The sequence below is a fragment of the Sphaerochaeta globosa str. Buddy genome (assembly GCF_000190435.1).
Lineage (GTDB): Bacteria > Spirochaetota > Spirochaetia > Sphaerochaetales > Sphaerochaetaceae > Sphaerochaeta > Sphaerochaeta globosa.
This window is the reverse complement of the sequence record NC_015152.1, coordinates 1,950,357-1,975,481: the sequence shown is the minus strand read 5'-3', so window position 1 is coordinate 1,975,481 and position 25,125 is coordinate 1,950,357. Positions and strand designations below refer to the sequence as shown.

General features: G+C 50.6%; 25 protein-coding genes. 14 read left to right on the top strand and 11 right to left on the bottom strand.

All coding sequences use genetic code 11. From position 1 onward, the window contains the following. The first annotated feature begins 272 nt into the window (after nucleotides 1-272). The gene (gene ade / locus SPIBUDDY_RS09185; RefSeq protein WP_013607479.1) at nucleotides 273-2,018 is read left to right on the top strand and encodes an adenine deaminase; all 1,746 of its coding nucleotides are present in this window, start codon (nucleotides 273-275) and stop codon (nucleotides 2,016-2,018) included. On the opposite strand, the gene SPIBUDDY_RS09180 is transcribed toward ade, so the two are convergent. Genes SPIBUDDY_RS09180 through SPIBUDDY_RS09170 form a run of 3 tightly spaced genes read right to left on the bottom strand, consistent with a single transcriptional unit; the run spans nucleotide 2,008 to nucleotide 4,876 of the window. Next, a complete protein-coding gene (locus SPIBUDDY_RS09180) occupies nucleotides 2,008-2,763 on the bottom strand; it encodes an ABC transporter ATP-binding protein (protein WP_013607478.1) in 756 nt (251 codons plus the stop codon). The two genes, ade and SPIBUDDY_RS09180, sit on opposite strands and share 11 nt — an antisense overlap. Continuing rightward, nucleotides 2,760-3,776, bottom strand: coding sequence for a FecCD family ABC transporter permease (locus tag SPIBUDDY_RS09175; protein WP_013607477.1), 1,017 nt, complete (start codon nucleotides 3,774-3,776; stop codon nucleotides 2,760-2,762). Before SPIBUDDY_RS09175 ends, SPIBUDDY_RS09180 begins: the two co-directional genes overlap by 4 nt. Next, nucleotides 3,773-4,876 (bottom strand): ABC transporter substrate-binding protein, encoded by a 1,104-nt coding sequence (locus tag SPIBUDDY_RS09170; protein WP_013607476.1) that lies wholly within the window; start codon nucleotides 4,874-4,876, stop codon nucleotides 3,773-3,775. Before SPIBUDDY_RS09170 ends, SPIBUDDY_RS09175 begins: the two co-directional genes overlap by 4 nt. Before the next feature lie 148 nt (nucleotides 4,877-5,024). On the opposite strand from SPIBUDDY_RS09170, the gene SPIBUDDY_RS09165 reads away from it, so the two are divergent. From SPIBUDDY_RS09165 to SPIBUDDY_RS09145, 5 genes are read left to right on the top strand one after another with little or no spacing between them, the layout of a single operon-like run. Next, nucleotides 5,025-6,356 carry a glutamate-5-semialdehyde dehydrogenase gene (locus tag SPIBUDDY_RS09165; RefSeq protein WP_245523765.1) on the top strand — a complete coding sequence of 444 codons (1,332 nt, stop codon included), beginning with the start codon at nucleotides 5,025-5,027 and terminating at the stop codon, nucleotides 6,354-6,356. Continuing rightward, nucleotides 6,353-7,477 carry a glutamate 5-kinase gene (gene proB, locus SPIBUDDY_RS09160; RefSeq protein WP_013607474.1) on the top strand — a complete coding sequence of 375 codons (1,125 nt, stop codon included), beginning with the start codon at nucleotides 6,353-6,355 and terminating at the stop codon, nucleotides 7,475-7,477. Before SPIBUDDY_RS09165 ends, proB begins: the two co-directional genes overlap by 4 nt. Then, a complete protein-coding gene (locus SPIBUDDY_RS09155) occupies nucleotides 7,467-8,387 on the top strand; it encodes a glycosyltransferase family 2 protein (RefSeq protein WP_013607473.1) in 921 nt (306 codons plus the stop codon). Before proB ends, SPIBUDDY_RS09155 begins: the two co-directional genes overlap by 11 nt. Continuing rightward, nucleotides 8,384-9,127, top strand: coding sequence for an N-acetylmuramoyl-L-alanine amidase (locus tag SPIBUDDY_RS09150; protein ID WP_013607472.1), 744 nt, complete (start codon nucleotides 8,384-8,386; stop codon nucleotides 9,125-9,127). Before SPIBUDDY_RS09155 ends, SPIBUDDY_RS09150 begins: the two co-directional genes overlap by 4 nt. Nucleotides 9,128-9,140: 13 nt before the next feature. After that, entirely contained in the window at nucleotides 9,141-9,737 is a 597-nt protein-coding gene (locus tag SPIBUDDY_RS09145) for a GyrI-like domain-containing protein (RefSeq protein ID WP_013607471.1), read from the top strand. Nucleotide 9,738: 1 nt separating this feature from the next. Here the strand turns inward: SPIBUDDY_RS09145 and SPIBUDDY_RS09140 are convergent, their stop codons facing one another. From SPIBUDDY_RS09140 to trmL, 4 genes are read right to left on the bottom strand one after another with little or no spacing between them, the layout of a single operon-like run. Next, nucleotides 9,739-11,190 carry a nicotinate phosphoribosyltransferase gene (locus SPIBUDDY_RS09140; protein ID WP_013607470.1) on the bottom strand — a complete coding sequence of 484 codons (1,452 nt, stop codon included), beginning with the start codon at nucleotides 11,188-11,190 and terminating at the stop codon, nucleotides 9,739-9,741. Between the two features lie 3 nt (nucleotides 11,191-11,193). Then, complete coding sequence (serS, locus tag SPIBUDDY_RS09135) at nucleotides 11,194-12,483, bottom strand: serine--tRNA ligase (RefSeq protein WP_013607469.1); 1,290 nt, start codon at nucleotides 12,481-12,483, stop codon at nucleotides 11,194-11,196. A 10-nt stretch (nucleotides 12,484-12,493) separates the two neighbouring features. Further along, a complete protein-coding gene (gene proC, locus SPIBUDDY_RS09130) occupies nucleotides 12,494-13,309 on the bottom strand; it encodes a pyrroline-5-carboxylate reductase (RefSeq protein ID WP_013607468.1) in 816 nt (271 codons plus the stop codon). A 2-nt stretch (nucleotides 13,310-13,311) separates the two neighbouring features. Further along, complete coding sequence (trmL, locus tag SPIBUDDY_RS09125) at nucleotides 13,312-13,812, bottom strand: tRNA (uridine(34)/cytosine(34)/5-carboxymethylaminomethyluridine(34)-2'-O)-methyltransferase TrmL (protein ID WP_013607467.1); 501 nt, start codon at nucleotides 13,810-13,812, stop codon at nucleotides 13,312-13,314. A 133-nt stretch (nucleotides 13,813-13,945) separates the two neighbouring features. Here trmL and SPIBUDDY_RS09120 point away from each other — a divergent pair, with 133 nt between their 5' ends. Both SPIBUDDY_RS09120 and SPIBUDDY_RS09115 read left to right on the top strand, forming a co-directional pair. Continuing rightward, nucleotides 13,946-14,770 carry an undecaprenyl-diphosphate phosphatase gene (locus SPIBUDDY_RS09120; RefSeq protein WP_013607466.1) on the top strand — a complete coding sequence of 275 codons (825 nt, stop codon included), beginning with the start codon at nucleotides 13,946-13,948 and terminating at the stop codon, nucleotides 14,768-14,770. A 1-nt stretch (nucleotide 14,771) separates the two neighbouring features. After that, complete coding sequence (locus SPIBUDDY_RS09115; protein ID WP_013607465.1) at nucleotides 14,772-15,920, top strand: MFS transporter; 1,149 nt, start codon at nucleotides 14,772-14,774, stop codon at nucleotides 15,918-15,920. 30 nt (nucleotides 15,921-15,950) lie between these two features. Here SPIBUDDY_RS09115 and SPIBUDDY_RS09110 read toward each other — a convergent pair whose 3' ends face one another. The 4 genes from SPIBUDDY_RS09110 to SPIBUDDY_RS09095 all read right to left on the bottom strand — a co-directional run bounded on the left by SPIBUDDY_RS09110 (nucleotide 15,951) and on the right by SPIBUDDY_RS09095 (nucleotide 20,264). Continuing rightward, on the bottom strand, nucleotides 15,951-16,349 hold the full coding sequence (locus SPIBUDDY_RS09110) for a YbaN family protein (RefSeq protein ID WP_013607464.1): 399 nt from the start codon (nucleotides 16,347-16,349) through the stop codon (nucleotides 15,951-15,953). 152 nt (nucleotides 16,350-16,501) lie between these two features. Continuing rightward, nucleotides 16,502-17,698, bottom strand: coding sequence for a DNA polymerase IV (gene dinB, locus SPIBUDDY_RS09105; RefSeq protein WP_245523764.1), 1,197 nt, complete (start codon nucleotides 17,696-17,698; stop codon nucleotides 16,502-16,504). Nucleotides 17,699-17,703: 5 nt separating this feature from the next. Then, nucleotides 17,704-18,786 (bottom strand): D-alanine--D-alanine ligase, encoded by a 1,083-nt coding sequence (locus SPIBUDDY_RS09100; RefSeq protein WP_013607462.1) that lies wholly within the window; start codon nucleotides 18,784-18,786, stop codon nucleotides 17,704-17,706. Further along, on the bottom strand, nucleotides 18,783-20,264 hold the full coding sequence (locus SPIBUDDY_RS09095) for a Mur ligase family protein (protein WP_013607461.1): 1,482 nt from the start codon (nucleotides 20,262-20,264) through the stop codon (nucleotides 18,783-18,785). The genes SPIBUDDY_RS09100 and SPIBUDDY_RS09095 overlap by 4 nt, the downstream gene beginning before the upstream one ends. A 93-nt stretch (nucleotides 20,265-20,357) precedes the next feature. Between SPIBUDDY_RS09095 and SPIBUDDY_RS09090 the strand changes: the two genes are divergently transcribed. The 6 genes from SPIBUDDY_RS09090 to SPIBUDDY_RS09070 all read left to right on the top strand — a co-directional run bounded on the left by SPIBUDDY_RS09090 (nucleotide 20,358) and on the right by SPIBUDDY_RS09070 (nucleotide 25,075). Further along, nucleotides 20,358-21,434: a hypothetical protein gene (locus SPIBUDDY_RS09090; protein WP_013607460.1), complete on the top strand. Its 1,077-nt coding sequence runs from the start codon at nucleotides 20,358-20,360 to the stop codon at nucleotides 21,432-21,434. A gap of 79 nt (nucleotides 21,435-21,513) precedes the next feature. Further along, the gene (locus SPIBUDDY_RS16265) at nucleotides 21,514-21,690 is read left to right on the top strand and encodes a hypothetical protein (RefSeq protein ID WP_013607459.1); all 177 of its coding nucleotides are present in this window, start codon (nucleotides 21,514-21,516) and stop codon (nucleotides 21,688-21,690) included. Nucleotides 21,691-21,758: 68 nt separating this feature from the next. Further along, nucleotides 21,759-23,219, top strand: coding sequence for a glutamate ligase domain-containing protein (locus tag SPIBUDDY_RS09085; RefSeq protein ID WP_013607458.1), 1,461 nt, complete (start codon nucleotides 21,759-21,761; stop codon nucleotides 23,217-23,219). Beyond that, nucleotides 23,216-24,085, top strand: coding sequence for a YicC/YloC family endoribonuclease (locus tag SPIBUDDY_RS09080; RefSeq protein WP_013607457.1), 870 nt, complete (start codon nucleotides 23,216-23,218; stop codon nucleotides 24,083-24,085). Before SPIBUDDY_RS09085 ends, SPIBUDDY_RS09080 begins: the two co-directional genes overlap by 4 nt. Before the next feature lie 11 nt (nucleotides 24,086-24,096). Further along, nucleotides 24,097-24,621, top strand: coding sequence for a (d)CMP kinase (cmk, locus tag SPIBUDDY_RS09075; protein ID WP_013607456.1), 525 nt, complete (start codon nucleotides 24,097-24,099; stop codon nucleotides 24,619-24,621). Further along, nucleotides 24,608-25,075 (top strand): hypothetical protein, encoded by a 468-nt coding sequence (locus tag SPIBUDDY_RS09070; protein WP_013607455.1) that lies wholly within the window; start codon nucleotides 24,608-24,610, stop codon nucleotides 25,073-25,075. The genes cmk and SPIBUDDY_RS09070 overlap by 14 nt, the downstream gene beginning before the upstream one ends. Nucleotides 25,076-25,125 lie beyond the last annotated feature (50 nt).

Here is a 25,125-nt window from a genome sequence, read left to right as displayed (position 1 = left end):
GTTTTGAATATCGATATTCTACCGCAAATGATGCATCTCGTACAGAAAAATCGTTGGATTTGTTATTTAACCAAATTTCTTGGTACATTTTCCTCAATGTGGATAAATTAATTCTCATTATTTTGCTATATACTTAAAAAACCAGAGGATTACTATCGAGACAAATTCTTAAAAAGAGCGTGAATTAATGGTTCATTTTTCCCTTGAAGAATCTCGTTAAGGTGGTAAACTAAGAAAAATATGTTGCAATATGTTGCTAAAAAGGAGGGCTCATGGATTCCCTTGATACACTTAAAGAGGTAATCGCGACTGCCTCACTACGAAAAGAAGCCCAACTCTGCATTACCAATGCCCGCGTTTTGGATGTATATAATAAAGAGTGGTTTGAAGCCGATGTCCTGATACAGAACGGATATTTCACAGGCTTTGCAGAACCTGGACATGGTATTGCTGAAACAATTGTGGATGCAGCAAGGCGCTATCTGATACCTGGTCTCATCGACAGCCATGTCCATATAGAGTCCAGTCATGCCACGCCGGCGCAGTTCAGCAACCTCGTCGTTCCCTGCGGAACGACCACTGTCGTTGCCGACCCGCATGAGATTTGCAATGTCTGCGGACTTGACGGACTCTCCTACATGCTCGATGCCTCAGAAAAAAATGCTCTGCAAGCTTTCTTTGTCGTCCCTTCCTGTGTTCCTGCAACCACGTTTGAACATAGTGGAGCGGTCATGCATGCTCCCGATTTGGTCAAACCCTTGCAGCATGAACGGGTTCTCGGCCTTGGGGAGATGATGGACTACCCTGGTGTCATTGCCGGCTCGTCGTTGGTATTGGACAAAATCTGGGAAGCTAAGAAAGCTAGGAAAATTGTTGACGGACATAGCCCGGCTCTCGTAGGATCTGACCTCGATGCTTATGCAGCAGCTGGGATTCACACCGATCACGAATGTGAGACCGAACTAGAACTGAAAGAACGCATCAGGCGTGGTATGTATGTCATGCTGCGTGAAGGCTCGGCCTGCAACAACGTGCTCAACCTCCTTGGCGGGGTGCATGAACGCAATAGCCGACGCTGCCTATTCTGTACCGATGACCGTCAGCCTATAAGCATTCTCAGTGATGGCCACATCAACAACAATGTTAGGCTTGCCGTAGGTGCCGGATTGGATGCGATTGAAGCGCTGTGCATGGCAACAATCAACAGTTGCGATTGTTATCACCTGGTCGACCGTGGTGCCATCGCACCCGGGTTGCGAGCCGATTTCTGTCTATGCAACGACCTCAAGGAATTTTCCATGCATCAGGTGTATATCGGTGGAAAATTGGTTGCCGAAGATGGGCGGATGCTCAACCTCGACGAAAACAGTTTGGATCGGCGCGTGCTTGGACGTATGGACGTTCAGAATTTCAGCAAAGACCGATTAAGACTGCCGCTGTCCGACAACCATGTTCGGGTTATTGATATCGTTGCCGGCGGGGTGGTCACTGAAGCCGGTGAGGGGGTTGTTACTGTCAAGGATGGCCTGTGGGTGCACAATCCTGACCAAGACATAGTCAAGCTTGCCGTCATCGAACGGCATAAAGGGACCGGCAATGTAGCAGTTGCCCTTCTTGGGGGCTACGGTCTGAAAGGTGGAGCGATGGCAACCTCGGTGGCCCATGACTCGCACAACATTATCGTAGCAGGTGACAACGACGATGATATGCATGTATGTGTATCTCATTTGATTGCAAGTGGGGGAGGCATGGTTATTGTAAAGCAGGGAAAAATTCTTGCCTTCTTTGCCCACCCGGTAGCCGGCCTGATGAGTATCGAGGATGGACCGACCATTGCCCGTAACCTACAGAATCTTCACCGAATTGCTATAAGCCAGCTTCAGGTCAGAAAAGAAGTGGATCCCTTTATGACCCTCTGCTTCATGTCCCTGCCTGTCATTCCTGTGTACAAGCTCACCGACATGGGCCTCTTTGATGTCCGTTCGTTCCATTTTGTGCCGCTGGAGCTCAATAAATAAGAGTCTTTCCCTCTACCATGCCAACATGCATCGGTGTTTCGTAGAGGGTTGTAAGCATCTGCGATGTCACCGTCTCTTCCTTGGTGCCATAGCAAAGCATTTTCCCTTTCTTGAGCATGGCCACATGGGTGGCCAGCTCATAGGCAAGATTTGCATCATGGGTGGTGAAAAGCAACGTTTTCCCTTGCTCTGAGAGGCTCTTGAGAATATTGATGACCCGCATGCGGTTGGCAGGATCGAGAGCACTGGTCGGTTCATCCAGCAAAAGAACTTTGCTTTGCTGGGCGATTGCCCTGGCTAGCAGCAGCAGTTGGTGTTCACCCCCGGAGAGACTGGTGATAGGACGGTCCTCATAGGCTGCGAGTCCTACTTCCTTGAGTGCTTGGGAGGCAATTTCTGCATCCTCCTGGGTCGGGATTCCCATTTGTGAAAGGTAGGGACTTCGGCCGAAGAGTGTATACTCAAGCAGCGTAAAGGAAAAGTTATAGTGCTCGCTCTGAGGAACCAAGGCAAGCGTTCTGCCCAGTTCCTTGCGCCCGTATGAGGAGAGATCCTTACCAAACAGGGAAACATCGCCGACTTTATTCCAACCCAGCAGTATGTCAAGCAGCGTCGACTTCCCAGCCCCATTTGAGCCGAGAATTGCGACCGACTGTCCCTCCTCGACACTGAATGAAATCTCATCAAGAGCTTTCGTCCCCCCCGGGTAGGTATAGCTTATTTGCCTGAGTTCGAGCGCTTTCATGCTTTTCCCTCCTGATGCTTGAGCGAGAGGATGACGATGAAGACGAAGGCGCCCAAAAAGCTGGTCAACAAACCGATGGGAATTTCGGTAGGAAGCAGTGTCCTGCCTATCGTATCGCAGATCAAGAGGAACATGGAACCGAGAATCATGGAAGCAGGAAAGCTGAAGGAGCTGTCAGAACCGAACAGTTTACGGCCCAGGTGGGGAGTGATCAAGCCAACCCATCCGATGAGACCGGTGATTGAGATGGTGAGGGTGGTTCCCACCGTTGCCACGACAAGCAGGATGAGGCGGTCTCGCCTGGGATTCAATCCAACACTGAAGGAAGTTTTTTCCTGCAATGAGAGCAGATTGAGTTTCCAGCGGTAGCTGAATAGGACTGCCATGCACAGCACTACGATGCTGAGAATGGAAAAAACCTGATTCCAAGAGGCATTCCACAGGCCTCCCATCATCCAGAAGGTAATGTCCTGCAGGTCTTTTGTCGGTTCCGCCACCAACTTGACTACGCCTAAGGCACTACTGAAGATGGCAGAAACGGCAATACCACTGAGAACCAGGCGCAGCAGTGCTCCACCAAAACGAAAACGCTGGGCCAAGACGTAGGAAGCAAGCAGGGCAACCAATCCGAACAATGTGGCACTGAGCTGGACGAAGACGCTGCTGCCGGTTCCCAGAACGATCATCAGGGCAGCTCCAAAGGCCGATCCTTGGCTGACGCCCAGAAATCCCGGCTCAACCAAAGGGTTGGAGAACAACATTTGGAAGGTGAATCCACTGGCACTGAGCATGGCCCCGCTCAAGAGGGCCAGCAGTATTCTTGGAAGCCGTACCTGCAGCAGGATGGTGGTGACCATCGGGTCATTCCAATCGGAAGGAAAGGTAAACCCTGGCTTGGGATACCGGCCGGCAAAGAGAAAGAGTGCGGACAGCATGAGGGTGATCACCAAAAACAGTGACAACAGTGCCCTCCGTCTTTTCTGCTCTGCTGTGTACGGCGTTACAGCGCTCATTTGGAGTTTGAGGCTATCGAAGTGCGATAGAGGTCCAAGAGAACCTCCAATTTTGCTTCGTCGGCAATATGGTAGAACTCCTGATAGAACGTCCTCACCGCAGCTTCCATATCCAAGTCGGCGAACAGGGTCGGATATGCCTGTTTTGCCAACCATTGAAGGCCGAGTATCCAGGAAGCAACCGGTTGGATGTAGTTCATCATGTCGTACGGGCTCGCCTTGATTTGACCTGTCTTGACTGCATCGAGGTTTGCCCATACCTCTGAGTTCATCACAGCCTTCTGGTACTGCTCGCTGGCATCCTTATAGCTGACTAATACAATCAGGTCGGCATCCCATGCTGCAATCTGTTCAAAACTGACGGTCGACCAACCATTGGCAGCCTTGTTGGCCCCTTTCCAGACAGCATGTGCCCCAGCTGTTTCCACCATCCATGTCTGCATCCAACCATCGGGAGCAATTTTATAGGCAAATGTTGCATCAGAGCGTTCTGCCTGCAGCAACAGCACGTTGATTTTTTCTTGTGGCTTAAGAGTCTTTACCTTGTCTGTGATGTATTGCACACGTTCTTCATAGAGGCCGATCAATGCTTCGGCTCGGCTGGTGTTCTTCAATAATTTGCCCAGCTGCCTGAGCTCGGTTTTCCAGTCTTCATAGGACTCGAGGTTCATGGTGTAGTTGGGAATACCCAAGGCGTCGAGCTTACGGGCGATGCTTTCAAAGTGAGTGGCTTTCATAAGTACCAGGTCGCTGTTCTTGCTTGCAATCTCCTCAACGCTGGCAGTTTGGCTGATGCGCGGCTTCTGATTCAGTTCCGGTCTGATGAATGAGAAGAAATCTCCCAAACCTTGATCGGTTTTGGGCAGGGTGAGATCCATTTCAGCTACTTCCTCAAACAGAAAAAGAGCGTTTGCCGGCATATTGCCGGCCTTGCCTGCAATGAGGATGCTTGAAGGTTTTTCTGCCAGTTTGAGCGTACGGTTGTTGGCATCAGTTGCCGTATAGTAGTCTGAATCAAGCATGGCTGATTCAGCTGAAGCTTGAGCAAAAAGGAGGGCAGGTAGCAAAAAGATGCAGAGTAAGAGTGAACGAATCTTCATGAAGAGACTCCTTGGTGTTGCGGTTGGTTGCAGTTTACCATTGTATTTTTAAAAGTGCAATCGGATTTCGCCATAGTCGCCTTCTCTTTTCACCTTGATACCTTTGTGCATTCAGTTTACTGTATAGACAGCACAAAGAAGGACCTGAATGATGGAGACAAACGCATTACACCAGCGGATCCGAGCTCTCAGGGCAAATGCCAAGCTGCTCTCTTCCAGCACGCAGGAAGAGAGAAATGCACTCTTGCTCGCCATAGCCGAGAATCTGCAAACAACATACCCAGCCATTGCGTCTGCAAACCAAGCAGATGTCATTGCGGCACGTGCACAGGGACAAAAGGAATCGCTTATCAAACGCTTGATCTTTTCCGAGGAAAAGCTTGAGGCCTCCCTGGCAGGACTGAAACAAGTAGCACAGCTTGCTGACCCGATTGGAAGAGTGAAACAGCGCCGCTTGCTCGATACCGGCCTGCTGCTTGAACAGGTAAGCTTCCCCATCGGGGTGATCGGCATGATTTTTGAAGCACGACCGGATGCCCTCATCCAGATAGTCTCGCTCTGTTTGAAGAGCGGCAATGGCATAATTCTCAAAGGGGGAAAGGAAGCCCAACGAACCAACACGGTTTTGGTGGAAGTCATCAAGCAAAGCTGTGCATCCTCAAGCCTGGGTGATCAGTGGTTGACGCTGTTGGAAAGTCATGGCGATGTGGACCAGATTCTGGGAATGGAAGAGGACATCGACCTGCTCATTCCCAGAGGGACCAACCAATTTGTAAAATATGTGATGGAGCATACATCGATTCCTGTGCTCGGCCATGCTGATGGGATTTGCCATCTGTACATCGATGAAGCAGCAGACTTGGACAAGGCAATCGAGATCGCCTATGACTCAAAAACGCAGTATCCTGCTGCCTGCAATGCAATTGAGACCATTCTGGTGCATAAAAAGGTTGCCAGATCATTATTGCCTGGCTTGGCAAAGAGGCTCTCTGATGCAAACGTGGTCATCCATGGTGATCGTGAAGTCTGCTCTCTCATTTCTGCCATACCGTATCAAGACGGTGATTGGAAGTGCGAATACCTGCAAAATGAACTGAACATCCATATGGTGGATTCCCTGCAGATGGCAATCGATCATATCGAGGAGTATGGCTCACACCATACCGATGTCATTGTCAGTGAAGACCCCCAAGCGATGAGAACCTTCTTCTCCCTCGTCGATAGTGCCGATGTTTTTGCCAACTGCTCTACGAGGTTTGCTGATGGCTATCGGTTTGGACTGGGAGCTGAAGTCGGCATCAGCACGGCCAAGATTCATGCCCGTGGGCCTGTTGGCCTGGAAGGGTTGATGAGTACCAAGTACCTGATACGGGGAAGCGGGCAGGTAGTCTCCACCTACACCGGCTCTGAGCCCCGGCAATTCCTGCATGAAGAGCTTTCCTTGGAAGGGGACTCCTTGCTTTCAGGAGAAACGGTATGAGTCGTGATATACAGGATGTTAAGCGCATTGTATTGAAAGTAGGTACAAACCTGCTCAGTACGAAGGATGGCATTGACGAGGCGTGCATTGAAGGCATCGTGGGCCAGATTGCCGTTCTGATGCAGAAAAACTATCAGGTTCTGTTGGTCACCAGCGGCGCCATCGGCATGGGAGCGAAAGAACTGCATCTCAAAGGACCGGTCAAGCAGGTCGCAATGCGACAAGCCTGTGCTTCGATCGGCCAGCCGCTTTTAATGTCCAGCTATCGCAAAGCATTCAAAAAGCATGCTCTGGTATGTTCGCAGATTCTGCTTACCCGCAAGGATTTGAACAATCGTCACACGTATGTGAACCTGCGTAATAGTATTTTTACGCTCTTGGATTTAGGAGTGATACCCATCTTCAATGAGAATGACGTTGTCAGCACAGCCGAAATTGGTTCGGCTTTCGGGGATAATGACCGCATGAGTGCAATGGTTGCAAGCAAGATCGATGCCGATTTGCTGATCATTCTCACCGACATCCCCGGCCTCTATACCGCCGATCCCAAGAAGGACAGTGAGGCCAAATTGCTTCATGAGATAGAAGTCCTGGATGAAACGATACTCGGTTATGCCGGAGGTGCTGGCTCCACCTATTCAACCGGGGGTATGAAGACCAAGCTTTTAGCTGCGAAAATTGCTTCGATTGCCGGATGTGCGACCATTATCGCCAGCGGATATGAAGAGCGGGCATTGCTCAGGATTGTGGAAGCTGAGCAGTTGGGAACCTACATCCACCCTGCAAAGCGGCTCAGCCAACGGGAGCGGTGGATTCTCAACAACTCCCATTTGGGGTCGATAGAGGTGGATGATGGGGCAAAACAAGCCTTGCTTTCCAAGAAGAGTCTGCTCCCCAAGGGTGTGGTCAGAGTGCATGGGGTCTTCAGTGAAGGCGATGTGATCCAAATCTGTTCGGTTGACGGCAAGCCGTTTGCCAAGGCAGTTCCGTACCTCAACAGCACCGACATTGCAAGTGTAGCGGGACACAGCAGCAAGGATATCCAACTGATTCTAGGGACCGGTTACAAGGACGTAATTTTCCGTCCTGAGGATTTGGTGTTGCTCGACGATGTTGAATAACTATCGGATTTACCGCAGGAAGCAGGAGCTCGGAAGTAGAATCACTCGGTTGCATAACACCGAGCAGCTTGCCATCGGTATTCTCGATTCGGGAAATCTGGAACAGCTGACCAGTTGTCTGGATTGGTATGTGCAACAGATGAACTACAGCCTGCATGTTGTCACCCAGGAAGGTCGCTTCGACATTCCCAGCATGCAGGAAGCCTACAAGGATGTGACGTTTCTGGTTTTCACCAGCCACACCTTCACGGGAGAAAAGGTCAATGCCGTAGCCAATGAATGCAGGACAAACCTTTTTCTGATTGTTCGTACGGACTTGTTGCTGGTCAAGTTCGATGGTCCTTCCCTGTTGGAGGCCATGGCGCAAAGCGAACATCCGGCAGCCTTTGCTGCAGTTGTAGCCAATGCGTATCGGGAAATCGTACCTTGCAGGAGGATGCCCCGTCTGAGAGAGCGGGAATTGGATCCTGATTCCGGCTTTCCCAGTCTTGATGAAACAGCAAGCCTTCCCTCACTCTATCCGTTCATGTGTCTCGGTCTTTACGACCGGGCACTGTTTCAGAGGCTTCGGGGCTTCGACGAATCAATCCATAGTGAATATTGGCAGGCCTTGGATTGGGGCCTGCGTTGCCACCTGCTGGGTTACACCATTTCCATCAGCAGTGCCCTCTTGGTACAGTTCCCCAATCGGGAAAGTGTCATTGAGGATCGCAGTGAAGCGGAAGGGTATCTCAGGTGTTATACCAAGGCACTTAGTGTACAACAAATCAATACCAAAAACATCGCAAGGAAATATAAGGGGTTTTTCGACAAGGAGGTCTATCAGACTGAGGTGAAGAAACGGATGCTCTGGCTGCAAAAGCTTGACTTTGCCCAACTTTGCGCCCGTTGGCCCAAGGAGGATATGTGAAGAAGGTTCTTGGTTTCGTATCTATTCTAATTATGTGTACCACCCTCTATGCGGCCTCAGACCCCTTCTTCTATCCAGTGCAGACACTTATTCTGGATGCAGGGCATGGAGGACATGACCCGGGAGCTTCCTATGCCTGGAGTTTTGCCGGGGGGACCGTATATGAACGCGACTTGACATTGGATATCACCAAGCGCCTGTATGCACTGCTGGCTGTTTCCCACCCCGAATTGCAACTGGTCATGACCCGTAGCGATGACACCTACCTCAGTCTAGAGCAACGTTCAGCGTTGGCCTATTCACTTGCGCTCAGACCGCAGAGCAGCGCCCTCTTTGTCTCCATACATATCAATAGCGCCCAAGCCAAGGATGCCTCGGGGTTTGAGATTCTCACCAAGCAGCAAAGCAAGCGGGTGAGCTTCCTCGATGATAAGACTCCTATCGAAAATATCAGTATGTTTTCCTCGCACTCTATTCTTTCGCTCAATCGACTACTCAATCATCGCAACCTTGTGGTAGCTTCCAATTTTGAAAAGACGTTATCTGAACGTCTGGTCACCAGCCGCAACCGGGGTGTGAAGGAGCGGGATATTTATGTCCTGAATGCAAGCAGAATGCCTTCGGTGCTGGTTGAAGTGGGCTTTTTGACCAATGAAGAGGACGCTCGGAATCTCGTTTCACCCCAATATCGACAGCGTGTAGCACAAGTATTGGCTTCAGCCATTGAACTCTGCCTGTGAAAGGGGGCTCAATTTGCACGAGTATGATGTAAAAAAGGTGCACAAGAATCTCTACTCTCCTTCCCTTGAACCCACGTTGGTGCAGGTTCCCCAACAGGTTTATTGCATGGTCGAAGGCGAGGGGAGGGCACAGGATGAGGCCTACGAGGTGGCGGTCAAACTCCTCTTTGCCATGAGTACCGCCTTGCAAAAGGAATTCGGCAGGCATCGGTTGTATCAGAGTTTCATCATCGCCCCGCTTGAGTGTGTCTGGTCACCGCTCCAGGAGGAGAACCGCCAGACGTGGCGATACAGCGCTATGATCGCCCAGCCTGATTGGCTGGACGAACAGATTTTTCTGCAGGTTCGCGACCAAGTGGCCTTTACGCAAGGCCTTCCTGCCTTGGATGTGCATTTGGGCTCACTTGAGGAGGGGTTGTGTGTTACGATCCTACATATCGGTTCGTATAAGGATGAAGGACGCAGTATGGAATCCATGCAAGCCTTCTGTGATACCCACTCACTGAAAAGAGTGGGAACCTCACACCGGGAAATATATCTGAGCAATCCCAGCCATACACACAGCAGTCTGCTCAACACTGTGCTCCGTTTCCCGGTCGAACGAATCTAAATCACAACTCTTCCTTGACCTTTCTTCGTTGTGCAACCAACAAATCCATTTTCAGCTTCTTGAGTTTCGAAGAGAGGCTGACCTTGTAGATATGCGGGTTGATCTGGCGTAAAAAGCTCTTATGGAAGGTCCCCAAATTCTTTTGGGCGTACGCTTGGATCGCTTGCACGGTAGGTTTCTCCCCGACACGTTTGCCCTGATGCATGCGTATCTCGAGCAAAGGTTCGCAACGGGAGTACCGCTCGCTCAGCATCTCAAAGAAATCGGCTTCGGCAAAGGGGTGGTAGAACGTGTACTTCTTGCCAGGTACAATTTGCTCGTGATGAAGCGTAACCAGGTCGGCAATCGCCCCGCCCTCAGCGTCATAGAATCGATAGACTTGCTTGATACCGGGATTGGTTGTCTTTTCGAAGCTATTGGAAATCTTCATCGTCGGAACGATTGTCCCGTCTTCCTTCAGTTTTGCTGCAAGCTTGTAGACACCGTTCAGCGAGGCTTGGCTTCCTCCTGTGACCAGGTGGGTACCGATACCCCAACTGTCGATGGGGACTTCATCGTGCACCAGCGTCTGCACAATTTCTTCGGTCAGGTCATTGGAGACTACGATTTTTGCATTTGCAAGGCCTGCATCATCGAGCTTTTTACGAATGACACGGGGCAGGTAGGAAAGGTCTCCGCTGTCTATGCGTACTCCAATGGGTTTGCCGATTTTCTTCTGCTCAAGCCCGACGATGATGGCGTTGTCGATTCCCGACCCCAGTGTGTCATAGGTATCGATGAGCAGGACAGTATTGTCCGGATACAGCTTTGCATAGGCGCGGAAGGACTCCAATTCGCTGGAAAAACTCATAATCCAAGAGTGGGCCATAGTCCCTGCCACGGGAATATTGAAAGTCTTTCCGGCGAGCGTGTTACTGGTTACCTGACAGCCTCCGATGAAGGCAGCCCTGCTTGCCGAGAGCGCACCGTCGTTTCCTTGGGCACGCCTAAGACCGAACTCCATCAAGCTGCCTCGATTACTGGCCAGTGCCATACGAGAAGCCTTGGTGGCGATGAGGCTTTGGAAATTGAGGGTATTCAGCAACAGGCCCTCGATGAGCTGGGCTTCTATGAGGTTGGTGTGAACGCGAAGCAAAGGTTCGCTGGGAAAGACCACCGTTCCTTCCTCGATGGCAAAAATGTCACCTTCAAAACGGTAGTCTTTCAAATATGCAAGGAAGGAAGGGTCGAACATACCCAAGCTGCCCAAGTACTCGATGTCCTCATCACTGAATTGAATTCCTTCCAGCTTGTCTATCAAGTCATGAAGGCCGGCAAATACTACATACCCGCCTTCGAAAGGGTTGGTCCGGTAAAACATGTCAAAGACAACCTGTGGATTGTGCTTGTTCAAGAAATACCCTTGCATCATCGTCAATTCATAGAAATCGGTCACCAAGGCGCTTGTATACATCGTTTATTTTCCTTTTGCTCTCGTCTCAATCTTGGCAAAGCCGGTATACGGTACCAAGATCTGAGGAATGAGTACCGAACCATCTTCAGTTTGATAGTTCTCCAGGATTGCGACCATGGCACGGCTGAGTGCGATGGCAGTTCCGTTGAGCATGTGTACAAATTGGGTTTTCCCTTCTTCATCGCGATACCGGATGGAAAGGGAACGGGCCTGGTAGTCGGTGCAGTTGCTGGTGGAAGTAACCTCACCATACTCACCGTCCTCTCCGCGGCCGGGCATCCAAGCTTCAATATCAAATTTTCGATAGGCGGGGGCTCCGAGGTCTCCTGTACACGTATCGACAACGCGATAGGCAAGACCGAGACCGCTGAAAATCTCCTCTTCGATAGAAAGCAGCTCCTGATGGTACGCCTCTGACTGCTCAGGCAGACAATAAATGAACATCTCAAGCTTGGAGAATTGGTGTACGCGATACAATCCCTTGGAGTATTGTCCTGCACCACCTGCTTCCCTGCGGAAACAATGGGAGAGTCCTGCCATTTTTATCGGCAACTGCTCACGATCCAGAATTTGGTCGGCATAATACCCACCCAAGGTAATTTCAGCAGTACCTACCAGACAGGTTCCTGTTCCTTCAAGGGTATAGATGTTGCTCTCCTCCCCGCGGGGATTGAAACCGATACCGCTGAGAATTTCTTCCTTGGCAATGTCCGGTGTAATGAACGGGGTGAATCCCCTTCTGATAACAATATCCGTGGCATAGCGCTCCAGTGCCATCTGAAGCAGAACAGCCTCCCGCTTGAGATAGTAAAATTTCGGTCCACTGACTCTGGTGGCGGTATCGAAATCGATGAGGTCGAGCGTCTCCCCAAGCTGCACATGGTCTTTTGCCTTGAAGGAGAACTGAGGAACGGTACCGACGAACTTGATGGCGGTATTGTCCTTGTCTTCCTTGCCCACGGGCGCCTGGGGATGAGCATAGTTGGGGATAGTCCTTGCTTGGCTTTGGAAGGTTTGCTCGACTGCACTCAATTGCTCTTCGACTGAAGCAATACTCTCCTTGAGCATTTTACCCTCGGTGATAAGGGTTGTTCTGGTCTCGGCATCAAGCTTGCCCTTCATCTTTTGGGCATTCTCATTCCGTTTTGCCCTCAGGTTCTCGGCTTCCTGCATCAAAGCCGAGCGGCTTTCCTGCAACTCAATGATTGCGTCGATATCGACATGCATATTTCGTACGCGGATGTTTTGGGCAATCTCATCACGTCTGGCTTTCAACTCTTTCAAATCAATCATATTCTTTCTTTCACCTCTTCTCGGTAGTATCACGGACTTGCATTGCTTTCGCTTCCATTTCCCTTGATTTCTCGCAACTAGCCTCGACGGCCTGCATCACCACTGCATCGAAGGCTCCTTCGGCAAGGGTTTGCATCCCTTCAATGGTAGTCCCGCCGGCAGAGCATACCATGGTGGCAAGTGCCACTGGATGCTGCTTGGAACTGGAAAGCAAGGCATTGGTGCTGTTCATCGTTGCACTGACAATCTGCAGCGCCTGGGGATAGGCAATACCTTCCCGTACTCCTCCCATGCTCAGGGCATGGCAGAATTGTAGCATAAAGGCTATTGCCGAACCGCTGATGCCGATGAATGCTGAGAACTGGTTCTCATTCAGCAAAAATGCCTGCCCAAACGACTGGGCAATGTTTTGGGCATATGCAAGGTGCTCGGCAGAGCACTTCTGATGGCCTGCATAGGCTGTCACGGCTGCCTTTTCGGAGGCTGCAATGTTGGGCATGAAACGAACTACCTGCTCGGTTTGCAATTCTTTTTCCAAAACAGCAAGAGGTACTCCGGCAGCAATGGAAATCCAATGTTTTCTGCTGCTGTTGTGCTGTCTCAAGATTGGGTAGAGCGAGGGTAGCACCTGCGGCTTCACGGCAAGCAGGATGCACTGTGCCTTGTCCAGCAACTCTTGTAGGCTGGATGCCGCTTCGATGTGGGCAAACCGGGTAAGCGTATCCACCTTCTGTGTGTCGCTGTCATAGACGATCGCCCCGTCGGTAAGGCTTTGTGCAATTGCACCGCCCATGTTACCGCATCCAATGATTCCGAGCTTCTGCATGCTTACTCCTTCCAGGAAAGGCGATGCAACGTTCCCGTCGTGCTAAGGTCGGAAAACTGTGCCTGCCTGAGATATTCATAGGTGGCAATAGCCACACTGTTGGATAGATTCAAACTACGGGCCTGTGAACGCATAGGAATGCGTACACAGGTTTTTTGATGTTCAACGAGGATTGACTCCGGAATTCCTGCACTTTCCTTGCCGAAAACCAGATAGGTCTCCTCGGGATAGGTCAGCTCGGTATAGGAGTGTTTTGCCTTGGTGGTAAAGAAGTAGAGGTTTTCCCCACTCTTTTTTTGGAAAAATTCGTCCACATTTGCATACTCGCATAGCGTCAGCAAAGGCCAATAATCGAGGCCGGCACGCCTGAGGTGTTTTTCCGAAAGGCTGAAGCCAAGGGGATGGACCAGATGCAGCGTAGCCCCGACTGCAGCGCAGGTACGGGCGATGTTGCCGGTATTCTGTGGTATTTCTGGTTCAAACAGGACAATATGCAGTGCCATGGACTTCTCCCTTAAGCAAATCTACCACTTGCAGGGAATCAGTACAAGGTGGTCTGACTTACCGCTTTGCCATTAATCAACCTTGTAATGGCTCAAAGTTTGGTCTAGACTTGCTGCAGTTCGGAGGTATGGTATGGCTGAGATGCTGAAGTCATTGGTTTTAGGAATCGTGCAAGGGATTACCGAGTGGCTGCCGATCAGCTCAACCGGGCATTTACTGCTCCTTGATGAAGTGCTCCACCTTCGTCTAGGCGAGAATGCGAAAGAGTTGTTTATGGTCATCATCCAACTGGCATCCATTCTTGCCGTCGTAGTACTATACTTTTCCACGCTTAACCCCTTTTCAGCAAAGAAGAGCAAACAGGAACGCAGTGCAACCTACCTACTCTGGGTTAAAGTCCTGATTGCAACCATTCCCGCCGGCATTGCGGGTGTGCTGCTGGATGATTTCATGGATGAGCACCTCTATCGCTGGCCGGTCATCGCCATTGCTCTGTTCTCCTATGGGGTTCTGTACCTGTTTTTGGAGAAGAGCAGTATCGGAAGAGCTCAAAAGAGGGTGAAGAATCTTAGCTCGCTCACCCATAAGGATGCACTGTTTCTCGGATTGTTCCAGATGCTTGCCTTGGTTCCCGGAACCAGTCGTTCAGGTTCAACTATCCTGGGTGGCATCATTATCGGACTTGAGCGGCAGGTGGCCGCCCAGTTCTCCTTCTTCATGGCTATTCCTATCATGGCCGGCGCCTCACTGCTGAAGCTGCTGAAGCTGGGCTTTTCCTATACCCGTGAGGAGTACATCCTGTTGATAATCGGGTTTGTCAGCTCATTTCTAGTCTCCCTGGTTTGTATCAAAGCACTTATCGCCTATGTGCGTAAGCATGATTTCTCAGTTTTCGGTCTCTACCGAATCGTACTTGCGGTTGTAGTTTCCGTCTATTTCTTGACGATAGGAGCCTAGGATGCGGCTGTTGATACTCATTTACCTTGCCTTTATCAGCCTCGGGCTTCCTGACGGGGTGTTGGGCAGTGTCTGGCCGGTCATGCGCTTGGAACTTGGTCTGCCGCTTGCAAGCGCCGGCCTGATCGGAGCCATCGGCTCGATTGGCACAGTGGCGTCTGCCTTACTCAGCTACCGCCTGATCAACCGGTTTGGAACCGCAAAGGTAACACTGGTCAGTGTGCTGCTGACATCCATTGCACTTTTTGGGTATTCAATTTCCTCTTCACTTCCCGCCTTGATGCTTTTCGCCATCCCCCTTGGCCTGGGAGCCGGGTCGGTGGACTCCGCGTTGAACAACTATGTCGCACTCCACTACGAAGCAAGGCATATGAATTGGCTTCACTCCTTCTGGGGGCTGGGTGCGACAAGCGGCCCTGCCGTGATGGGTTTGGTCCTCTCTCTTCATTTGAGTTATCGGGCAGGGTATCGCACCCTTGCAGTACTGCAACTTCTGTTGGTGGTTGCCCTGAGTGCTTCGGTGCCTTTGTTTGAACGACCGAAGAAACAGCCGATCGAATCGAACAAAAACAGCCAAGGACCAAGGAAGAAGCACAAGGCTTTGCCGTTCGCCCTCTTGGGCTTCTTTCTGTATTGTGCCTTGGAAGTTTCCACAGGATTATGGGCGGTAAGCTATCTGGTTGAAGTGAAGGGACTGCTTCCCGGTGAAGCCGCCCTCTACGGTTCGCTCTTTTTCTTGGGAATCACCTCAGGACGTATAGTCAGCGGATTTGTTTCCATGCGGATTTCCAATACCAAGTTGATCTATCTAGGGTTGGGCATTTGCCTGGTAGGTCTGTTGTCCCTGAGCATTTCGCCTCTTCCCTTTGCGGGCTACTCGCTCTTATTGCTGGGTTTCGGGTGCGCTCCGGTCTTTCCGAGTATGATTCACGAAACTCCCAGGAGGTTTTCCATTGAATCAAGTCAGCGAATCATCGGTCTGCAGATGGCCTCAGCCTATATAGGAAGTACGCTGACACCGCCTCTCTTTGGTGTGCTGGGGACGGTGGTGGGCCTTAGGTGGATGCCCCTGATGCAGCTAAGCATTCTACTGCTGCTTTTTCTTTGCATGGTGATGCTTGGTCGCCTGACCAAGGTCAATACTCTCTGATCGAGCTCTCAATAGGGGCATGTTTCCCTATTACGTCAGTTTGCTTGGTGCAACCCGGGGCCGTGGCTTTATGCTGATGATATAGATGCTGACAATGCTTCCTATGGTAGCAAGCATCGCAATCAACATCGGTTTTTGCAGCAGGAAAAAGGTAAAGGAAAGGCTTGCCCAAAGTAGTAGCAATACCTTGATTTTCACAGTCTTTGGAATGCCTGTGCCTTCTTTCCAATGTTTCAGGTACGGGCCGAAGGTCCTGTTTCGTTCAAGCCAGCGTGCCAGCTTCTGATTGGAAAATGAAAACAGCAGGGCAGCAAGCAGGATGAACGGGGTGGTGGGAAGTATGGGAAGGAGAATGCCCAAAAAACCAAGCCCAACGCACAGAAGACCCAGTATCGCCAACATGACTCGTAGTGCTTTATGTCTTACCAAGTGGATGACTCCTTAGTCGCTATACTACAAGAAATATTAAAAGAAAGTAAAGTACTAAGAATTATCGAAAATTGTGCGCAATACAGTTCTCAAGATACCGGTACGCTCAGCAGCCTGAAAGAAGGAGGCCAACAAATCTCAAAGCCGATGGGTTATGCAAGAGGGCTGCCATTGGTATCCGGCATTTCGCTCTTTCGTTCCAGGTTGGTCGCTTTGACAACCTGCTTTCCTTCTTTATGCAACTTCAGGACAACTTGCTCCAGTTTTCTCTTTTTCTCATAAGGATCTTGGAAAAGCTCTTCCTGCAGCGGCCGCTCTCCGCTGTACAACTGATACATTCCGAGGCCTATGAGACGTACCGGTTTGCCCTCACTCCATTTTTGCAGCAAAAGAGTTTTTGCATACTGGAATATCTGTTCTGCACTGTAGATGGTCGACTGAGGGGTAACTTGCACCGTGAGGGTGGTAAAGTCGGGAAACCGCAGTTTCAGTCCGACAGTGCGTCCCATTTGCTTCTCCTCGAGTGCGCGGAACATGACGTCATGGCTCATCCACAAGAGCGTCTGCTCAAGTGCCTCAGTAGTACAGACATCCTCGGCAAAGGTCGTCTCGGTGGAGATGGAATGACTTTTCGCCTCTTCCTTGAAAATGCCCGGATCGACACCCCGGCAGGCAAGGTACAGAAACTGTCCCATGCTGCGACCAAACAATGCTTGCAGTGTTTGCTCGCTGTAGGTTCTCAGTTCCTGCGTGCTGGTGATGTGATGCTTTGCCAATACCTGTTGGGTAACCTTTCCCACCCCCCAAAGCTTTTTGAGTCCCACTGCATCGATGAAGGCAATTTCCTTGCCGATTGAAACCCTGCAGAGTCCGTCGGGTTTGTCGTAGTCACTGGCCATTTTGGCTATGAATCTGCTTGGCCCAATTCCTACCGAGATGGTTAGTCCAGTCTCCTTGTTGACTTTTTCTTTGAGTAGCTTCCCCGCTTCACGCGGAAGGCCGAAAAGCCGGAAGGTCCCACTCATATCCAGAAAGGCTTCGTCGATGGAAATTTGATGGACATCGCTGGAAAACGTTTTAAGAATTTCCATGACTTGCTTGCTCATCTCGCTGTAGCGCTGCATACGCGGCTTCACTACAACGGCCTGCGGGCAAAGGCGCAGAGCTTGAGCCATGGGCATCGCCGAATGGACGCCAAAGACTCTCGCTTCGTAGCTGGCCGTAGCGACTACCGAGCGTTTGCTCATGCCCCCGATAAGCAGGCATTTGCCCTGGTAGTCAGGGTTGTCCAAAACCTCCACCGAGGCATAGAACGCATCCATATCAACATGAAAAATTACAGTTTCCATACGCATCAATATCCGGGTGGTGTATAGATTCGCAGCTTTTCTTGTGCATTGCGCAGTAAGGCATTTTCCACCAAATGCTTGCAGACAGAAGAAAGGTCATAGCCAACCGAGGCAAGCAGGGCGGGGTAGTGACTTGTGTCGGTCAAGCCGGGAGAGGTATTGATTTCATTGAGATAGATCCGATTTTCACTGACAAAAAAATCGATGCGTGCATACCCATCACCCTTTATTGCCAAGAATGCCTTGCGTGCATAGTTTTTAATGATTGTTTCAGTTGTGTCATCAAGACCGCTGGGGATTCTGATATGGGCGGTATCGACCTTGCCGTACTTGTGTTCGTAGCTGAGAAAGCCTACTGTTTCCTTGGCGGGGTCGATCACCAAGCCCGGTCCTGCCACCACAAGACCTTTGTCCCGGGTTTCCAGAACTGCGGTTTCCAATTCTTGCAAGGGATGGATGAGCAGCTGGATAAGAACACGCTCGCTGTAACGGCGAGCCAGTTCAACAGCCTGCTGCAAGGCCTTGGCGTCACAGTCCTTCAAGGCACTGACGCCTACCGAAGAGCCACTGTTCTCAGGTTTTACAAATAGATCAGGGCCAAGGGTGCTTCGGGCACGCTCTAGAAGTGTAGTATACTCAACCTGCTGCACGGCATTCTTATCCAGCAACAGCGTCGGTACGGTGGGTATGAGTGCCTGCATAAACAGTTCAGAAGCCAAATGCTTATGCATGCCTAAGGCACTTGAGACGGTATCGCAGCCGCAGAGCGGGAGACGGCAGAGCATGCATAGGCCTTGCAGGTTTCCATCCTCGCCGCCATAACCGTGGGTGGTGGCAAAGACTGCATCGATATCCAGTTTTGCATCTTGGACGTAGAGTCCGAGACCAGGAACTGCATGAATGGGTATGGTGGCATCGATTGATTTGCTTAGCAGATTGGGCTGTAAATACCATCGGCCATCGAGGGCGATGGCGATAAGCAGTACACGATACCCTGCTTGCTTGAGGGCCCGATGCACTGTCAGGGCACTGGCGATGGAAACCTCATGTTCGGTGGATCTTCCCCCATAGACAAGGGCTATGGTCATTTCCGTTTTTCCTCTTCAAGTCGAAGCGCCATTTCTACTTCCTCGACTTCATCCCAGCTGATTTTCCCATCCATGCGCTCAATGGTTTTTTCATGGCCTTTGCCCAAAAAAAGGAGGGTGTCACCACATTGGGCGATTGATACAGCCTTGCGGATCGCCTCACGGCGGCTTTCAATCTCCCATACCCTGCAAGCAGGATTGTTCATATGGAAGCGTAGGTCAGAAAAAATCTGCTGATTGCCTTCGCGCCTGGGGTCTTCTTCTGTGAGAATGATAGTCGAACAATACTTGTTTGCAATCTTTCCCATCGGAGATCGCTTGGATGTGTCACGCTCTCCGGCACACCCGAATACGGCGATGATGTCACCTCCTTCGCAGGTCCGTTTGGCGAAGAAAAAGATTCCATCGTAGGCGTCGGCGGTATGGGCGAAGTCAATGATGGTCCTCACTCCCAATGTGTTCTCAATCTGTTGCATCCTGCCCTTGACCGGCTTGAGGCTCTTGATCAGCACAAGCAATGCGGTGACATCGATTCCAAGCAAATGGCTTGCACAGAAGGTTGCCAACAGGGCGTTGGTTGCCAGACTGGGAAGCAAAAGCGAGGTCTGGATGCGTTGATCCAGAATATCGACCACCACTCCCTGGTACCCCATGAATTCAATCCGCAGCATCACATCCTTTCCCAGTATCAAGGCTTTGGTGGTGCTTCTGAGTTCGGCTGTGAAAGCTTCGAGTTTTGCGTTGTCGGTGCTGGTTACAAACAGGCCGCCATCCTTGAGCGACCGAACCAGATTTACCTTGGCCTGGGTATACTCCTCAAGACTATGGTGAAACTCCAAGTGCTCACTGGTGACCTTGGTGACGATAGCGGCTTCAAAGTGTATGCCGGCCAGGCGGTCGAATGTATCGCTCAGGGCATGACTGGTACACTCCAGTATTACTTTCTGCACCTTGTTTTCAACGCAACGGCGCAAGAATACATGCAACTGGTCTGGTTCTGGTGTGCTCTGGCGGAAAGGAGAGTCGACTTTTCCCGATCCGTCATCCATGCTGACAGTAGTGAGCAACCCTGTTTTGACTCCGTTTGCTTCAAGGATTTGGTAGAGGTAATCACACGTAGTGCTTTTGCCGTCGGTACCGCTAACCCCGATGATGCCCAGCTTGTCCTGGGAATTGTCATTGAGTGCAGAGCACATGAGAGCAAAGGCTGTATGGGGTTTATGGACCTGGTGCCACTGAACCTTGGCAGGCAGGTTCAGATTTGAGAGGTTCTGGTCGCTGATAATGCAGACAGCCCCATGCTCGATTGCTTCCTGAATATAGAGGATTCCATCGGTACGCAAGCCGTGGAAGGCGAAGAAGACAGAGTTTGCCGTGCATTGCTTGGAGTGCTGGCTTATGGTTTCAATGAGTATGGAGGCGTTCTGCGGCGTAGAATCAATGCCGATAGCCTCCAGTAAGGTTCGTAGGGTTTTCATTGCCTTATGGTACTTCACATTCTCAAGCTTTGCAAACAACTGGTGGCTTGTTGTTCTGTTTTTTGTTATGCTTAGTCAAAGTGAGGTAAGACGATGGCCAAAAGGATGATGCTGAGCAGTCTTGTGCTGATGCTGTGTGTATCAGCGGCTTTCTCGCTTCCTTTGGACTTGGCCTCCAGCTCATCCTGGGGTATGGCAAATGCCGGACTTTCACTCGATTATGAAAGTGATTCTTTTCTGGCAAACCCTGCCTTGTTGGGTCAGGACAAAGACAAGGATACTTCGTTCTTGTCCTCGTTTCGCTTTCAGGATGCATTGGTTGCTTCCAACTATACCCTTTCCCCATTTGCGACACGATTGGAAAATCCCGTAGCGGATTGGTCACTATCCTTCATTTCAGGCAACCTGGCTTTTTCAATACAGAATAGGAATTCCTTGGAGGACCGTCAGATTTATTCGAATGCGTCTGATTACACGGGAAAGAGAAAAACACTATTCCAGTTTGACTGGGCTATTTCCCGTTCCGTTTTTTCCTTCGGGGTAACAGCCCGGGCTGTTGCCACCAGCGAACGAAGCTTGGTGACGATCATGGACGATAGGATTTTCCTCGATTACTTCGTCGAGACCGCTGTGGGCAGGTACGAGGCTGTGGACGATGTCTCCAGTGTAACCTTCGGAGTGGGGATTCTCTTGGATTACGAGTGGTTCAAAATGGGAGTGGTAAGCGACCAACTGGCCTACGGCAGTGCCGAACAGTCGTTGGTAATCAGTGTCGATTCCCTGCTGAAGACGCTCGACTGGGGTTTTTCATTCAGCTCTGCCACCTACGATGGGAGTAATCAGTTGCATCTTTTGAAATTTCAGGGTGCCTTGGATTTTGTAAATCTCGGATCCGATCAGGATCGGCAGCTGAGGCTGGGCCTTTCAGCGAAATTACAGCTGCTGCCCACCTGGTCGGTCAACCTGCAGATGGGGTATAGTGAAGACAAACCAACACCGTCGGACCTTTTGAAAGTTTCGCTGGCACAAGGCAGTCAGACGCTCGCCCTCAATGCCCAGTTCGATACCGTAAAAGTCAGCATCGGCTGCAGCTGGCCTACTGCGTGGTACTCCAAAACCCCTACTTCCGAGCGGGCGGTTCTCCTTCTCGGGGCGACCTTGATTCTATGAAATTACTCTACTTGACACACGCGTATGACCACTATATAGTCAAACGGTAGAACGTTTGAACCTGTAAGGAGTAGAGTATATGTCCAAAGCACATAGAGGCAGTGGGATCAGGAGCGAATTGAACCATGGACGTGGTCAGTGCCCCGTTTGCAAAAGAACCGAAGTCAAGGTAATGTATGAAGTGACCATTGAAGGTCAGAAAACCAAGATTTGCAAGCCTTGCAATGCCCACCTCAAGGCAACTGCATCCAACTAAGAGCATCTGTTGGGAATGAGACTGTCCTCTGTGGCAGTCTTTTTTTTATGAAAAAAGTGGGAGTTGGTATGGATTTTCAAGCACAGCGTTGGTATCTGGTAGGGATGAAGGGTACAGGAATGGCTAGCCTTGCCGTCCTGCTTACCCATATGGGCTGCCAGGTACGAGGCTGTGATAGGGATGAACTCTTCTTCACCGACGCCCTGCTTGCAAACCATGGACTGGTTTGTGATGTTGGTTTTGCTGAAAGCTTGTTGAGCAGCGACATCACCTCGGTCATTTACAGCAGTGCCTATCCCCTGACGACACCCATCCTCAAGGCAGCCAACGAGAGGAATCTTATGCTGTATTCGTATCCGGCTTTCATCGCACTTCTTACGAAGCGCCAGGATAGTTATGCGGTGGCGGGCACGCATGGCAAGACGACGACATGTTCGGTTGCATCCCATTTGCTTGGCCAGGCAACGAAGTCACAATTCCCGTTTTATGCAGTCTATGGGTCCTCCCAGAGCGGGCTTGACCGTTATCCCTACTATGGTTCTGAGTGTGCTCTTTTTGAAGCGTGCGAGTATCAGGATCACTTTCTTTCCTATGATTTGCGAGCTGTATTGGTTACTTCCATTGAATATGACCATCCTGATTATTTCCAATCGATTGATCAGGTTAAGCGGAGTTTTGAATCGTTGGTCACCAACCTCAAGGGCGGGGGCATTTTCCTATACTGCGCAGACGACGAGGGCGCCTCAGCCTTGTCAGCCTATGTGCTTGCCCATCGTAAGGACATCACCGTCGTTGCCTATGGCTTTTCTGCCCCTGGACCGTTCAGAATTATGAGAAATGGCCCCGATCGATATACACTTGCCGTATTGGAGGACCTTCCCTTTACCATCCAGGCCAAAGCCGAAGCCTTGGTATGTGACCACATCGGAGCGTTGGTCCTGTCCTTGGCCATGATACTCGATCGTCCCGAGCCTAAGCTCTATGTTCAGGATCAAGGCCTCATCACCGATGAGGTGCTGCCAACCTTGGTTGCCTCTCTTTCCCGGCATCTGCGTTCCTATACTGCATGCATCGGTCGCACCGAGGTTCTGTTTACCCAGGACGGGGTGGTGTATATCGATGACTATGCCCACCATCCGACAGAAATTCACACTTCCTTGGAAGAGCTGCGTGCACGCTATCCCCGGTATAAGATGCTTGTGATTTTCTGTCCTCATACCGCTAGTCGGACCCTTGCATTTCACCACGAGTTTGTAGAACAACTTGCTCAGTGTGATGCGCTCATCGTGCAAGCTACGTATGCTTCGGCCAGAGGGGATGGCCCCACTGCTGAGGATCCTGCAGAGGATCTTGTGCGCCAGGTTGGTTCTCTTCTGCCGAATCGCTGTGCCTATGCAAAAGACGAGCAAACGGCCGAAGCCTTAGGTTCGCTCTGGTTGCAAGAGAGGTGGTTGTGTATTACGATGGGTGCGGGTAATAATCGTTTCCTTTGCGAGCGCATTGCCCGCCGAAGAAGGAGTCATTCATGAAAAGCATGACCGGATACGGATTCAGTGAATCCGTGGGTGAGCAGTTCCAGCTCGCCGTGGAGCTGAAGTCGTACAACAATCGGTATTTGGATATCAATCACAATATTCCGTATATGCTTGCTCCCTATGAGATGGAAATCGACAAAAAAATTACCGATTTTGCCAGCCGCGGACACGTGGAAGTGAACATTCGGGTCAAGAACTTGGCCAGTGACGTACAACTTTATGTCGATGAACAAGCAGTGAAGAATTATTCCGAAGCGTTTGCTTCCATCGCAGCACTCAGCGGCAAGGCCCTCAAGCCGCAACTCTCTGATTATCTGGGAAGTGAAGGGGTGCTGGTGAGTTTGAAGGGCAACGATAGCGAGCGCTATCGGCAGGTCTTGTTTGAAACACTGCAGGCAGCTCTTGTACAGTTCTCGGAGAGCAAGGTTCGCGAAGGGTCTTCCACCCAGCGAGACCTGGTTCGGTTGGGCACTGTCGTCAGTGAAGGTCTGGATGTCATAAAAAGTCATGCGAACGAGCTTGAGCAGATGGTCAAGGATACCTTGCGATCCCGTTTTGTGGAAATGCTTGGTGATCAGAACTACGACGAAAACAGGATTTTGCAGGAAGTTGCCGTCATGCTCGTCAAATATTCGGTTCATGAGGAGATCAAGCGTCTGGGCGTACACCTGAAGGAGTATTTCTCCCTGCTTGAAAGATCAGAGCCGGTCGGTAAACGCCTGGACTTTCTCTGTCAGGAGATGAATCGGGAGATAAATACCATCGGAAGCAAGAGCCAGATGGTTGAACTGAACATCCAGGTTGTTAAGATGAAGGATGGTCTGGAAAATATTCGTGAACAAATCCGCAACATTGAGTAACGGGGGAAAGCGTGCGCATTGCAATTAGTGGAAAGAGCGGCTGTGGAAATACCACGGTCTCTCAGTTGGTGGCCGAGAATTTGGGATATCCCATGATTAATTTTACGTTCCGTACGCTCAGTGAAGAGAAGGGGATCGAGTTCTGGACTTTCTGCAAGATGGCGGAAGAAAGCGATGAGTTCGACCTTGAGGTGGACAAAAGGCAGGTAGAGATGGCTCTCGCACAGCCTGACTGTGTTCTAGGCAGCCGCCTGGCCATTTGGATGCTCAAGCAAGCCGATCTCAAAGTATATCTAACCGCAAGTTCCATCGAACGTGCGCGCAGGATAACCCAGCGCGAAGGGGGGACTCTCTCTGAGCGCCTGGAGCAGACTCAAATGCGTGATGCCAATGACAGTGCACGATACCTGCGCTTGTACAACATAGACAACAGCGATACAACGGTGGCGGACTTGGTAATCGATACGTCCGAGTTGGAACCCGAGCAAATCGCCGCCCTCATTGTCAAGGAGGCCAAGGCTCGTGAGAAACGCTAAGGCAACCCTGCTCATCCTTCTTCTGCTTGCAAGCTTCACCCTGGAGGCTGGACCGTATGTGGGCATAACCCAGTCGACGATGTCAACCGGGTTGGAAGTAGGCATGCTCAGTCGAACGTTTGAGCAGAACCTTGCTCTTTCACTGCCATCGGCTTCGCCTTCGTTTGAAACACCCAGTGTACAAACGACGATGCTCTATCGTTTTGGGCATTTTTCCCCTTTGATGATAGGCATGGGTATGAAAGCCCAGCTGGGATGGGAGCATGCCGTAGGCTATGAGCTTGGTTTGGGGTTTGCACTGTCTCTCTCCTACGAATTCCTTTTCTCAAGGGGGATTGTGTTCGTTGAAGGATCCTATCTTCCTTGGATTACAGCGCAAGGGTCGGCCATCGATGCATCAGTGAGGGATATGGTGAGGCAGTACATCCGCTTCGGTTACCGCCAAGTTTTATAAGGTCTGTACATTTTAGTAGAAAATCTCTATGATAAAAGAGTTGTATCATT

Bases quoted from the DNA above. Each gene is read 5' to 3' on its own strand.
- trmL (WP_013607467.1), bottom strand. From the start codon at position 13,812: ATGGCACTGCATATTGTCCTGTTTGAACCAGAAATACCACAGAATACC.
- dinB (WP_245523764.1), bottom strand. From the start codon at position 17,698: ATGGAAACTGTAATTTTTCATGTTGATATGGATGCGTTCTATGCCTCG.
- proC (WP_013607468.1), bottom strand. From the start codon at position 13,309: ATGCAGAAGCTCGGAATCATTGGATGCGGTAACATGGGCGGTGCAATT.
- SPIBUDDY_RS09115 (WP_013607465.1), top strand. From the start codon at position 14,772: ATGCGGCTGTTGATACTCATTTACCTTGCCTTTATCAGCCTCGGGCTT.
- SPIBUDDY_RS09100 (WP_013607462.1), bottom strand. From the start codon at position 18,786: ATGACCATAGCCCTTGTCTATGGGGGAAGATCCACCGAACATGAGGTT.
- SPIBUDDY_RS09095 (WP_013607461.1), bottom strand. From the start codon at position 20,264: ATGAAAACCCTACGAACCTTACTGGAGGCTATCGGCATTGATTCTACG.
- SPIBUDDY_RS09155 (WP_013607473.1), top strand. From the start codon at position 7,467: ATGTTGAATAACTATCGGATTTACCGCAGGAAGCAGGAGCTCGGAAGT.
- proB (WP_013607474.1), top strand. From the start codon at position 6,353: ATGAGTCGTGATATACAGGATGTTAAGCGCATTGTATTGAAAGTAGGT.
- SPIBUDDY_RS09085 (WP_013607458.1), top strand. From the start codon at position 21,759: ATGGATTTTCAAGCACAGCGTTGGTATCTGGTAGGGATGAAGGGTACA.
- SPIBUDDY_RS09180 (WP_013607478.1), bottom strand. From the start codon at position 2,763: ATGAAAGCGCTCGAACTCAGGCAAATAAGCTATACCTACCCGGGGGGG.
- serS (WP_013607469.1), bottom strand. From the start codon at position 12,483: ATGATTGATTTGAAAGAGTTGAAAGCCAGACGTGATGAGATTGCCCAA.
- SPIBUDDY_RS09120 (WP_013607466.1), top strand. From the start codon at position 13,946: ATGGCTGAGATGCTGAAGTCATTGGTTTTAGGAATCGTGCAAGGGATT.
- SPIBUDDY_RS09140 (WP_013607470.1), bottom strand. From the start codon at position 11,190: ATGTATACAAGCGCCTTGGTGACCGATTTCTATGAATTGACGATGATG.
- ade (WP_013607479.1), top strand. From the start codon at position 273: ATGGATTCCCTTGATACACTTAAAGAGGTAATCGCGACTGCCTCACTA.
- SPIBUDDY_RS09090 (WP_013607460.1), top strand. From the start codon at position 20,358: ATGGCCAAAAGGATGATGCTGAGCAGTCTTGTGCTGATGCTGTGTGTA.
- SPIBUDDY_RS09165 (WP_245523765.1), top strand. From the start codon at position 5,025: ATGATGGAGACAAACGCATTACACCAGCGGATCCGAGCTCTCAGGGCA.
- SPIBUDDY_RS16265 (WP_013607459.1), top strand. From the start codon at position 21,514: ATGTCCAAAGCACATAGAGGCAGTGGGATCAGGAGCGAATTGAACCAT.
- SPIBUDDY_RS09170 (WP_013607476.1), bottom strand. From the start codon at position 4,876: ATGAAGATTCGTTCACTCTTACTCTGCATCTTTTTGCTACCTGCCCTC.
- SPIBUDDY_RS09175 (WP_013607477.1), bottom strand. From the start codon at position 3,776: ATGAGCGCTGTAACGCCGTACACAGCAGAGCAGAAAAGACGGAGGGCA.
- SPIBUDDY_RS09080 (WP_013607457.1), top strand. From the start codon at position 23,216: ATGAAAAGCATGACCGGATACGGATTCAGTGAATCCGTGGGTGAGCAG.